Raw genomic sequence first — 11513 nt, forward strand, 5'->3', positions numbered from 1 at the left:
GATCAGTAACTGTATGATTTTGTTACATACTATGGTCAGTTGGACACTGTTAAACTAGGTAATTAGTATTTGAGTTTCGTAACTTCGGGTGTTAAGCTTACAAAATATTGTCAATGGCATCCTTTTTGCACTTTTTCATTGCAATCGTTTATCTGTTGATATTGCATGACTACTATTAAACAAATAGATAAATGCGTATTACGACTTGTGTTCTGAGCACTTGCATCTGACCCTTATTTTTAACTATTGGTTTTTAGTAGTTACTATCGACGTATCATCGCCATATAGACAGACTGTGCTACAGGCATGGGTTATCGATAAGCTACTGATCAACTGCCTATTTTTGGAGCTGTTATGAAATTATTCAAAGCTGCGTTGTTTACGACCTTATTCTCTTTTGCTGGTTTGGCCAATGCTGAATTAATCTCGAACGTCCCACTTGATGTGTCACGTTTTGAGCTGATGAATGTGAGTGAGCTGACTGCTCGTGCCAACCAAGGCAATGACCATGCTCAGTTTTATTTGGCCAAGCGTCTGCAAAAGGGACAAGACATCACCAAAAACACTCAGCAAGCAATACAGTGGTACACCAAAGCGGCACAACAAGGCGTGGCCCCAGCTCAGCTGAACCTTGCGATTATGTATTTACGTGGTGAAGGTGTACAGCCTAACTTGCAACAAGCCCGTCATTGGTTAGAAAAAGCCGCTATGCGTGGTGATAACCGTGCCAGCTATACGCTTGCCCTACTCGATGAAAAGCAAAAAAATCTCGTCGACGCCTATAAATGGTACGATCTAGCCGCTCGTGATGGCATGCTAGATGACAAAGTACGCAGCAAAGCTCGTGGTAAGATTGGCCAGTTGGCATTGAACTTATCAAGCTCAGACATCGCTAATGCTCGTAGCCAAGCAGATAGCTGGTTCCAGAGCAGATAAGGTATAAATAATTCCAATATAAAAATCCAGCTTTTATGCTGGATTTTTTTTGAGTTTCTCTCAGCTTTTATCCTTTTGGTGTACGAGCCATGGTATAGAACTCTTCATTGGACTGCATACTCATCACGATGGCCATTCTATTAGACAAGCCAAAAAATGCGGTAATTCCAGCAATATCTAAGATATCTTCCTCATCATAACCGTGCTCTCTAAGTGCAGCATAATCTGCCTCTTGAACGAGCTCTGGGGTACGGCAGAGCTTGACTGAAAACGCCAGCATAGCTTTTTGTTTAGGGCTGATAGGCGCATGCAAGTAATTGATTGCTATTTGATCTGCCAGTAATGGCTCTTTTGCGAACACCCGCAGTAGCGCACCATGAGCGATGACACAGTATTGGCAGCCATTGGCGGCACTGGTAGCAACAATGATCATCTCCTTTTCAGCTGGGCTGAGCGTACTGCCTTCTCGCTCCATGACAGCGTCGTAATATGCAAAAAAAGCTCTGAACTCTGCCGGACGATACGCCAGTGCTAAAAATACGTTGGGAATAAACTTGGCTTTTTCTTGTACAGCAAGAATACGCTCAAGAATATCAGCAGGCAATTGATCTAATTCAGGAACAGGATAGCGGCTGATGGGCATACTGTTAGAGGGGGTTATAGTTGGATTACTCATGTGTCATCTCCATTGACAGGGCTTTAGTGTTATATAGTCTACCTTTATAGAGCAGTAATAAACAGTCAAAAAACGGCTCAATTGATATGGGTCAGCTTAGGGCGTATGATCATTTAGATGGATTGGTGACATGCTTTGATAAAATATTCAAAAACCGCGCTAAATTTGCTACACTGCGCCAACATTTGGCCAAATCCACAACTGTGCCAATGTTATAGACAACACTTTTAACCCATTGCACTAGGTTTGCGACCTAGCCAGCAGGAGACACCCATGAGCACCATCAACACTGCACCACCATCAGCCACACCCAAAAAAGCCACCGAATATGATAGCGTGACCAACAATATCGTCGTCGCTGCCCTTTATAAATTTACCCCTTTTGCTCATTTTGAGCAGTATCGTCAGCCTATATTAAACACCATGCTCGATAACGAGGTTAAGGGCACGCTACTACTGGCCAATGAAGGCATCAATGGTACTATCTCAGGCAGTCGCCAAGGCATCGATAACGTCCTTGACTATCTACGCAGCATTGACGCAATTGGTCATTTTGAGTTTAAAGAGTCTTATACTGATACGCAGCCTTTTTATCGTACTAAGGTTAAGCTCAAAAAAGAGATCGTTACCATGGGTGTTGAGGGTATCGATCCGCTGCAGTCGGTTGGACGCTATGTCAAGCCGAGTGAATGGAATGCGCTCATCTCCGACCCTGAGGTCATCCTTATTGACACTCGCAACGACTATGAAGTGCAAATCGGCACCTTTGAAAATGCGGTAAACCCAAACACGGATACCTTCCGTGAGTTTCCAGAGTATGTGGCCAAAGAGCTAGACCCCACCAAGCATAAAAAAGTGGCGATGTTTTGTACGGGTGGTATTCGCTGTGAAAAATCGACCGCCTTTATGCGTCAGCAAGGGTTTGAGGAGGTTTATCATTTAGAAGGTGGCATCCTGAAGTATCTAGAAGAAGTCCCCAGCGAAGAGTCCATGTGGCAAGGTGACTGCTTTGTCTTTGATAACCGTGTCTCGGTCAACCACGATCTAGAAAAAGGCGAGTATGAGCAATGCTTTGCTTGTCGTATGCCGATTACCCAAGATGATATGCAAAGCGCTGCCTATGTAAAAGGGGAGTCTTGCCCGCACTGTATCGATAAAGCCACCGAAGCACAAAAAGCTCGCTTCCGTGAGCGTGAGCATCAGATGCAACTGGCCAGACAGCGTGGTGAGACACATATCGGTAGTGACGTCATAGACGTGATAGAAAAACGCAAAGCCGCTAAGATGAAAGCTCGTCTACAAGCAGAAACAGAGAACGAACCTAAAGCTGGATAAGCGACTGTTTTCATCAATACTAAGCGTTAATCAACGCTAAGAAAGAAAAGACAAAAAAGAGAGGCTCTATGTATTAGAGCCTCTCTTTCATTTGAATCGAGTGTAACAGTACACGCTAATGCTTCATCTAAAACAAAATGCGCACTCTGATGGTTTCTTCGACGTCTTTGAGCTGGTCGAGAGCAGCGGTTGAGTCGTTATAATCCACGTCCATTACCAAATAACCGACATCACCTTCAGTCATTAGGCTTTGCGCCAAGATATTAATGTGAGCTTCAGCGAACAGACGGTTGATTTGCGACAGTACGCCTGGCACGTTTTTGTGAATGTGCAGCAGACGATGCGAGCCTTCCTTAAATGGAATCGAGACTTCTGGGAAGTTCACAGCGGTAACGGTATCACCTTGGTCTGAGTACTTAACGAACTTTTCTGCGACTTCTAGGCCAATATTGGCCTGTGCTTCTTGGGTTGAGCCGCCGATATGCGGCGTCAAGATGACATTATCAAACTTACGTAACGGTGACTCAAACTCTTCGTCAGCAGACTTTGGCTCTTTAGGGAACACATCAATCGCCGCCCCGAGGACTCTACCTGACTCTAACGCTGCTGCCAAATCATCAATCTCAACACAAGTCCCACGTGCCGCATTGATAAAGTAGCTGCCCTCTTTCATATGCGCAAACTGCTCTGCTTTCATCATATAGCGAGTGCTTGGCACATCAGGGACATGCAGGGTTACGATGTCGGCGGTAGACAATAGCTCTTCTAGGCTACCTACCTGTACAGCGTTGCCCAATGGTAGCTTGGTCACGACGTCATGATAGATGACCTTCATGCCGAAGCTCTCTGCCAATACAGACAGCTGTGAGCCAATAGAGCCATAGCCCACGATACCGATGGTCTTACCACGTACTTCATGCGAGTTTTTGGCTGATTTACCCCAACCGCCACGATGTACAACGGCGTTTTTTTCGGGAATACCACGGTACAACATGATGGCTTCTGCCAATACCAGCTCAGCCACTGAACGAGTGTTTGAGTATGGCGCATTGAAGACTGGAATACCCAGCTCACGAGCAGCATCAAGGTCGACTTGGTTGGTACCAATACAAAAACAACCGATACCTGTTAGCTTTTTGGCATGCTCAAGCACTTCACGAGTCAATTGAGTACGTGAACGAATACCGATGAAATGAGCGTCTTTAATCTTTTCGATCAGCTCATCTTGATCTAAAGCATGGCTGAGATACTCAATGTTTTGATAGCCAGCTTTTTCTAGTACTTTAAGTGCGTTTTCGTGCACCCCTTCGAGTAATAAAAATCGGATTTTGTCTTTTTGCAGTGATAGCGCCATGTGAGAACTGTCCTATAATTGTCTTATAAAAAATCTACGATAGTCGAAATGAAAACAGTCCGGTTATCTTACACAAAATTTCGCCACGATGTTAGGGGGATTCGATGAATTATTGGTTATGATGCCTGAAATTTACTAAGGGTCTGTTTGGTTACTCAAATATCCACACTGCTGATTCTTGCGCTATACTTATATGTTAAACTTTAGTTTATAGTAACCCTTATGCTGCTTAGCGCCGTTTGAGTGCTGGTCGTAACCTAGTACCCGATTGGTACCCAAAGAGGTTTTATACCAGTAGCACATTAAGAGACGCTTAGCTTTTTATTTTGAACTGACCATATATTACGTTTATATAGAGATTTAATCATGACACCATATGCACCGCAGCCCACGACGACCAACCCTGACAATGATGCTGTGACGACGATGTTAAGTACCCTTATAGACACACATCAGTTTGAGCCCAGCCAAATCAAAACCGATAACGAAAGCCTCTTGCACTGGGGTAAGGACTGGACCAAACACTTCGCCCCGGCACCTTCTGCTATCGTTTTTCCAAAAACCACCGAACAAGTACAGGCCATCGTACTCCTTGCCAATGAGCATCATGTTGTCTTAACCCCCAGTGGTGGTCGTACTGGCTTATCAGCTGGTGCAGTCGCTGCAGATGGCGAGATCGTCGTCAGTTTCGATAAGATGAACCAGATTGGGCAGTTTTATCCAGCAGATCGTATGGTGGAGATTGAGGCCGGCGTGGTCACTGAGCAACTACAGCAATTCGCTGAATCAAAAGACCTCTACTACCCTGTCGACTTTGCCTCGGCAGGCTCTAGCCAAATCGGTGGTAACATCGGTACCAATGCTGGCGGCATCAAAGTCATTCGCTATGGCATGACCCGCCAATGGATCATGGGCCTGACCGTGGTGACTGGTAAAGGGGATATCTTGCATCTGAATCGTGGCATGATCAAAAACGCTACTGGCTATGATTTGCGTCAACTGTTTATCGGTAGTGAGGGCACTCTTGGCTTCGTTACCCACGCCCAAATCAAGCTTGAGCGTCAGCCGCAAGATCTAAACGTGATGGTGCTAGGGATGGACAGCTTTAATGACGTCATGAATGTACTCTCAGCCTTTCAGGCCAAAATTGACTTGACCGCCTTTGAGTTTTTTGACGCAGTAGCGGTGGATAAGCTCATGGCGCATGGGCAAGTACAAGAGCCGTTTGAATCACGCACCAAGTTTTATACCTTATTAGAGTTTGAAGCGCCATACGAGCCTATCATGGACAAGGCCATGGGGATATTTGAGCACTGTATGGAGCAAGGCTGGGTCGTCGATGGCGTTATGAGCCAAAGCTTAGCGCAAGCAGAAGAGCTGTGGAAGCTACGTGAATATATCTCTGAGACCATCTCTGTCTTCACGCCTTACAAAAACGACGTGTCGGTACTCATCAGCCATGTGCCTGAGTTTATCGCTGAGATTGATCATATCGTTGCCAGCAACTACCCTGACTTTGAGGTCTGCTGGTTTGGTCATATCGGCGATGGCAATCTGCACTTAAATATTCTAAAGCCTGAGAATATGAGTAAAGATGATTTTTTTGCAGAGTGTCAAGTGGTCAATAAATACGTATTTGAAACAGTTGAAAAATATAACGGCTCAGTGTCAGCTGAGCACGGTGTCGGTATGACGAAAAAGCCTTACTTACACTATAGCCGCAGTCAAACTGAAATGGATTATCTCAAACAGATTAAGCACGTTTTTGATCCAAATAACATTATGAACCGTGGTAAGATTTTTGATATGTGATGTTTGATTGCTTATCAACTCTCCTTTCAAATTTAAATAAAAAAGACGCTAAGCCGAATGGTTTAGCGTCTTTTCTATATAGCGGCCGCAGTGTAGCCCCGTTATCACCCCTGACATTAAAAATATAACCATAATAAAGCCATGACAAGCAGTATCGCCAAAAACCCTTGAATAACCAAAAAAGCTTGGTGCGGAGCGATAATATGACGAAACTTATTTGCCATAGCACTATAAGTAATACGAGTGGCCTTCACATGAGGCGAATTATCAAAGTTTTTAATCACTTGTAAAAAATACTCCGTACGTTCAGGCTCCCAAGCATAAGGCCTAAATGGCAAAAAAACAGCCAGTTGTGATGCTTGCTGCTTGGTCTCTGGCGACCACAACCAACGCTCCAAAAATAATGACCGCATACGCCAATCCATAAAACTACGCTGATGTATCGCTTGCAGTAACAGTATCTTGATATTCTTATGACGGGAATCAGTAAATATACGCTGCTGTAGCGCTTCTACTTTTGCTTTTTCACCCTCGATACATTGTAAAAAGTGCCCATTGCCATAACATAAAATACCTGTGATACCATTTGCAGTATTGTAGGCTCGAGCATGTTTGCCTAAATCAACAAATATCGACGAACTCAGACGTCCCTTTAGACTCAAGCTACTGACATACACCATTTGAATCAGCGCTGTGTCCGCAAGTTGCTCTATAGCGTGACCCTTATCTGTGTGCTGAAGTGACATGATAAAACAACCCTGAACCGCCACCATTGTTGTTGGCAAAAGTAAAAAACTGACGTAAAGCACTATAGACGTGGCAGTAACTCAAGCGACACCAACCCAAACTGCTGGCTACAATGACAAAAACACAGTAAGTTTTTACTGCCTTAGACTGTCATTACCTCTATAGCTTGTTAAAATAGCGAGCCGCACCCACCTTATTAGCCAATAGTCGTCTTATAGATTAAGCGAATGTTTGGTATATTGACGGCTAAAATACTCATCAAAAGAATGATAGCCGATATACTCACTCATCTATTATTCAATAACTGAGCGACCTACTGGCTTTTTTATCATGATAAAGACAAGCATACAGTAGTCACTATTATATAACAATACTAACAAACTTTTGTAAGATGTGCTGCTTTAAATCCTTAATTTTTGACATTTTATAGCTATGACTTCCCTTTAAACCAACATCAAAAAACCACTTAAACTAGGAACATTATGAGCAAGATAGAAAAAATAGACGACTTTCATTTAACGATTGCCGAGATTAAGAAAAAAGACTATCCGCAACTAAAAGCCTTGATGGATCGGGTATACCCCACCCTTGGCGGTGCATGGTCAAAAACCACCATCCACACCCTGATTGACGCTTTTCCTGAAGGGCAAATTGCTTTATTTGATCATAACAAGCTGATCGGTATCGTACTCTCTATGCGTGTCGATTATGCTAAGTTTTCTAACCCTCATACCTATGATGATCTCATTGGTCAAAAGGAGATTATCAAAGACAACCCAGAGGGCGATGCCATTTATGGTCTTGATGCCCTGATTGACCCTGACTATCGGGGCTATCGTTTGGGACGCCGTCTATACGATGCTCGCAAAGAGCTGTGTCGACAGCTGAACTTACGCGCTATCTTAGCTGGGGGCCGTATTCCCAATTATCATAATCATCAAGACCTCACGCCAGGCGACTATATCGATGCCGTAGAGTCACGTGAAATCCATGATCCAGCCCTATCGTTTCAACTGTCAAACGGTTTTATCGTCAAGCGAATTTTGACCGCTTATCTACCAGATGACGCTCAATCTAAGGGCTTTGCTACCTTACTTGAGTGGGCAAATATTTACTATGAGCCAAAAGATTACAAGCCCAACACTCGTAAATCAGAAGTGCGGATTGGTGGTATTCAGTGGCAAATGCGTGAAGTAGAGTCCCCAGAAGAGCTGCTGCAACAAGTCGAGTTTTTCGTCGATATTATGGCGGATTACAACTCCGACTTTGCTTGCTTGCCAGAGTTTTTTAATGCGCCACTGATGGGGCTGTGCGAGTCTACTGATCAAAACATCGCCATTCGCTTTTTGGCAGGCTATACCGAATGGTTCAAAAATGAAATCTCACATCTAGCCGTCAGCTATAATGTCAACGTCATCACAGGCTCGATGCCGATTTTAGATGAAGACGATACCTTATATAATATCAGCTACTTATGTCGCCGTGACGGGACGGTCGAAGAGCAGCGCAAGATCCATATCACTCCCCATGAGCGTAGTGCTTGGGTGATTGAAGGTGGCAATGAAGTAAAGGTGTTTGACACTGACGCAGGCCGTATTGGTATCTTAATCTGCTACGACGTCGAGTTTCCAGAGCTGGCACGTCTGATGGCGCTCGATGATATGGACATTTTGTTTGTGCCTTTTTGGACAGACACTCAAAACGGCTATCTGCGTGTGCGTCATTGTGCCCAAGCACGCGCTATCGAAAACGAATGCTATGTGATGATTTGTGGCTCGGTGGGTAACTTACCGCAAGTTGAAAGCCTAGACATTCAGTACGCCCAGTCGTCTATCTTCTCGCCCTCTGATTTTGCTTTTCCCCATGATGCGATTATGGCGGAGACGACAGCGAACACTGAGATGGTTTTCTTCTCTGATGTTAACTTAGATAAGCTCATTCATGTGCGCAACGAAGGCTCGGTACACAATCTGATGGACCGTCGTGATGATTTGTTTAGCTTGAAGTGGAAGCAAAAATCCAAAGTCTCAGCCAGCCAGCTCAGTGATAAGGAGCGCCGTGAAAATACTGGCAGCGTACTAGAAGGTCAACCGCTACAAAACCGAGCAGAAAAATCCTAATGCTATCGCTCGCATCTATCGAACCAAGACAGGATACTTAATCACTGCACTAGCGATAGAGTCTATCATCAATCCAATGTTATGCTGACTGTATAAACGGCTGAGCGCTTCAGCCGTTTGTTTTTAGCCACCCAACCCCTTTATTAAAATCAAAGTAAATGCTATGACGATGGATGCCAACACCAGTAAAGAAGACCTTAAGACCAAAAACTCTGTAAAAAAAACACCCAAACAAAAAGCCTTTTCATTACTAAAGACTGTATTGTTATATGGTTTGGTGTTTTTGGTCATTTATAGTGTGATTAATTGGTGGCGACAGCCTGTTATGCCAGCTGATCCGCAGCTGCAATTGACTGACTATCAAGGCCAGACCATTGACTTGGCCAGCATGAGTGCTGAACAACCAACGCTGGTGTATTTTTGGGGTACGTGGTGTCCGATATGTAGCATAACCTCGCCGACCATCGACAAACTAGCGGCTGCAGATAATTATCCGGTAGTCACTATTGCGATTAAATCAGGCTCTGATCAGCAGCTCGACAGCTACCTTAAAGAAAACGACTTCCGTTTTACCACTGTCAATGATCAAGACGGTCAAATATTCGCCGATTGGCAAGGACAAGTCACGCCATCGTATGTGGTATTAAAAGATGGCGAGATGACCCAAGGACTGACCGGTGTTCAGCCGCTGTGGTCATTGAAGCTCAGATTGTGGCTCAGCTCAATCTGGTAACTTAATACCTGCAGAGATTAAAAGAAACTCGTATCCCACTCGTTGATTCGTCACCACAGGTAGGGTACGAGCTTTGGTCTTTGCAGCTATAAAAACTCAGTCACTGGTTTTTTAACATAACTTTATGATCTGTTGAGACAGCCTTAACCTATCAGTGAATCCACCGCCTTATACTCATAATCCAGCGCCTCAGCCACCGCTTCATAAGTCATGTGGCCTTGCATGGTATTGATGCCTTTGGCCAGTGCCGCATCATCAGCGCACGCCTGCTGGGCGCCTTTTTTGGCCAGTGCTTTTATATAAGGCAAAGTCACATTAGACAAGGCCATCGTAGAGGTGCGTGGTACGGCACCAGGTATGTTGGCCACAGCATAGTGCACGATGCCATGCTTGGTATAGGTTGGCTTATCATGCGTGGTAATGCGGTCTGTCGTCTCAAAAACACCGCCTTGATCAATGGCAATATCGATAATCACGCCGCCATCATCCATATCTTTGATCATCTCCTCGGTGACGAGCTTTGGTGTGGCAGCACCTGGAATCAATACCGCACCGATAATCAAATCGCTATTTTTTACACTTTTGGCAATATTGACTTTATTGGATACCAGTGTTTGTACATTATTGCCAAACATCTCAGATAGCGTCTTTAGACGTTTAGGATCCAGATCCAAAATCGTCACATCCGCTCGCAGCCCTATCGCAATCTTGGCCGCCTCAGTACCTGATACACCGCCACCAATGATAGTCACTCGGCCTTTTTGTACCCCTGGTACGCCGCCGAGCAATATGCCTTTGCCACCATAAAACGACTGTAAGAACTGCGCCCCGATCTGTGTGCTCATACGTCCTGCAATCTCACTCATCGGTGTCAGCAGTGGCAGTGAGCCGTCGTCAAGCTGTACGGTCTCATAACCGATAGCGGTTACTTTATGGTCAATCAATACTTTGGCCAGCTCTGGCTCATTGGCCAGATGCAGATAAGTAAATAGCACCAACCCTTCAGTGAGATATTGGTATTCATCTTCTTGTGGCTCTTTGACCTTGATTACCAGCTCTGCATCCCATGCTTCGGCGGCGTTATTGACAAGGGTTGCGCCTGCGTCTTTATAGTCTTTATCGGTGAACTGTGAGCCAATACCGGCCTGTGTTTCGACCAGCACCTCATGTCCTTCGTCGACCAATACATTAACGCCATTTGGGGTCAAACCGACCCGATTTTCATTGTTTTTTGTTTCCCTTGGAATACCTATTTTCATAACTGCCCCTTTATTTCATTTTAGTTATTGATATTCATTTGTATGTACATACTGGTGTCCACTAATGGTCAGTATTATTAGTGGTTGCTATCGGTTATTAACAAGATAAATAAGAGTAATGCTTTATCATCGATGATTTATAGTAAACTAATAGCCAATTTTATACACGCCCTAATCCTTTTACAGTATCACAGGCACTAGGGCGTGTCTTCAATTCAAATGATGATATCTAAATGGGCTAAAAATGGCTAAATTTTGTCATACTGCGTCAAATAACTGGTTAATATCCCGATATTATCTGCGTTATTTTCCTTGTCTGACAGCAATTTATCTCATTTTTATGACCATTTTTAAAATAAAGACACGCCCTAAGGTCATTATAATATTACGAGAAAAGGTTACGAGAATTAACAGCAAACTGTCTAGCCCTTTTTACCCTACTCGTTTTGTCATATAATGGCTGACGTTCTAAACACATCTTTTAGTTACTCATTTTTATAGACATTTTCTATATTATTGCATTCGTCTTGTGACAACTTGC

9 protein-coding genes are annotated in these 11513 nt (G+C 44.1%); 5 read left to right on the forward strand and 4 right to left on the reverse strand.

Annotation, left to right across the window (positions count from 1 at the left end; genetic code table 11):
• Positions 1-354: 354 nt before the first annotated feature.
• Positions 355-936 carry a tetratricopeptide repeat protein gene (locus J3492_RS03445; protein ID WP_207989917.1) on the forward strand — a complete coding sequence of 194 codons (582 nt, stop codon included), beginning with the start codon at positions 355-357 and terminating at the stop codon, positions 934-936.
• A gap of 67 nt (positions 937-1003) precedes the next feature.
• On the opposite strand, the gene J3492_RS03450 is transcribed toward J3492_RS03445, so the two are convergent.
• Positions 1004-1612, reverse strand: a complete 609-nt coding sequence (locus tag J3492_RS03450) for a peroxidase-related enzyme (RefSeq protein ID WP_243453078.1) — start codon at positions 1610-1612, stop codon at positions 1004-1006.
• A 273-nt stretch (positions 1613-1885) separates the two neighbouring features.
• On the opposite strand from J3492_RS03450, the gene trhO reads away from it, so the two are divergent.
• Complete coding sequence (trhO, locus tag J3492_RS03455) at positions 1886-2947, forward strand: oxygen-dependent tRNA uridine(34) hydroxylase TrhO (protein ID WP_207989919.1); 1062 nt, start codon at positions 1886-1888, stop codon at positions 2945-2947.
• A 127-nt stretch (positions 2948-3074) separates the two neighbouring features.
• Here trhO and serA read toward each other — a convergent pair whose 3' ends face one another.
• Positions 3075-4301 (reverse strand): phosphoglycerate dehydrogenase, encoded by a 1227-nt coding sequence (gene serA, locus J3492_RS03460; RefSeq protein WP_207989921.1) that lies wholly within the window; start codon positions 4299-4301, stop codon positions 3075-3077.
• A 426-nt stretch (positions 4302-4727) separates the two neighbouring features.
• On the opposite strand from serA, the gene J3492_RS03465 reads away from it, so the two are divergent.
• Positions 4728-6113 (forward strand): FAD-binding oxidoreductase, encoded by a 1386-nt coding sequence (locus J3492_RS03465; protein ID WP_207990139.1) that lies wholly within the window; start codon positions 4728-4730, stop codon positions 6111-6113.
• Between the two features lie 116 nt (positions 6114-6229).
• On the opposite strand, the gene J3492_RS03470 is transcribed toward J3492_RS03465, so the two are convergent.
• On the reverse strand, positions 6230-6859 hold the full coding sequence (locus tag J3492_RS03470; RefSeq protein ID WP_207989923.1) for a BLUF domain-containing protein: 630 nt from the start codon (positions 6857-6859) through the stop codon (positions 6230-6232).
• Between the two features lie 483 nt (positions 6860-7342).
• On the opposite strand from J3492_RS03470, the gene J3492_RS03475 reads away from it, so the two are divergent.
• Together J3492_RS03475 and J3492_RS03480 are read left to right on the forward strand one after the other, a co-directional pair.
• Positions 7343-8980: a carbon-nitrogen hydrolase family protein gene (locus tag J3492_RS03475; protein ID WP_207989925.1), complete on the forward strand. Its 1638-nt coding sequence runs from the start codon at positions 7343-7345 to the stop codon at positions 8978-8980.
• Positions 8981-9143: 163 nt separating this feature from the next.
• A complete protein-coding gene (locus J3492_RS03480; protein WP_207989928.1) occupies positions 9144-9713 on the forward strand; it encodes a protein disulfide oxidoreductase in 570 nt (189 codons plus the stop codon).
• A 143-nt stretch (positions 9714-9856) separates the two neighbouring features.
• On the opposite strand, the gene ald is transcribed toward J3492_RS03480, so the two are convergent.
• Complete coding sequence (ald, locus tag J3492_RS03485) at positions 9857-10972, reverse strand: alanine dehydrogenase (protein WP_207989931.1); 1116 nt, start codon at positions 10970-10972, stop codon at positions 9857-9859.
• Positions 10973-11513: the final 541 nt, after the last annotated feature.

The sequence above is a fragment of the Psychrobacter coccoides genome (assembly GCF_017498085.1).
Classification (GTDB): Bacteria; Pseudomonadota; Gammaproteobacteria; order Pseudomonadales; family Moraxellaceae; genus Psychrobacter; species Psychrobacter coccoides.

Coding starts and splice junctions, on each gene's coding strand:
- J3492_RS03445 (WP_207989917.1), top strand. CDS start 355: ATGAAATTATTCAAAGCTGCGTTGTTTACGACCTTATTCTCTTTTGCT.
- J3492_RS03480 (WP_207989928.1), top strand. CDS start 9,144: ATGACGATGGATGCCAACACCAGTAAAGAAGACCTTAAGACCAAAAAC.
- trhO (WP_207989919.1), top strand. CDS start 1,886: ATGAGCACCATCAACACTGCACCACCATCAGCCACACCCAAAAAAGCC.
- ald (WP_207989931.1), bottom strand. CDS start 10,972: ATGAAAATAGGTATTCCAAGGGAAACAAAAAACAATGAAAATCGGGTC.
- J3492_RS03470 (WP_207989923.1), bottom strand. CDS start 6,859: ATGTCACTTCAGCACACAGATAAGGGTCACGCTATAGAGCAACTTGCG.
- serA (WP_207989921.1), bottom strand. CDS start 4,301: ATGGCGCTATCACTGCAAAAAGACAAAATCCGATTTTTATTACTCGAA.
- J3492_RS03465 (WP_207990139.1), top strand. CDS start 4,728: ATGTTAAGTACCCTTATAGACACACATCAGTTTGAGCCCAGCCAAATC.
- J3492_RS03450 (WP_243453078.1), bottom strand. CDS start 1,612: ATGAGTAATCCAACTATAACCCCCTCTAACAGTATGCCCATCAGCCGC.
- J3492_RS03475 (WP_207989925.1), top strand. CDS start 7,343: ATGAGCAAGATAGAAAAAATAGACGACTTTCATTTAACGATTGCCGAG.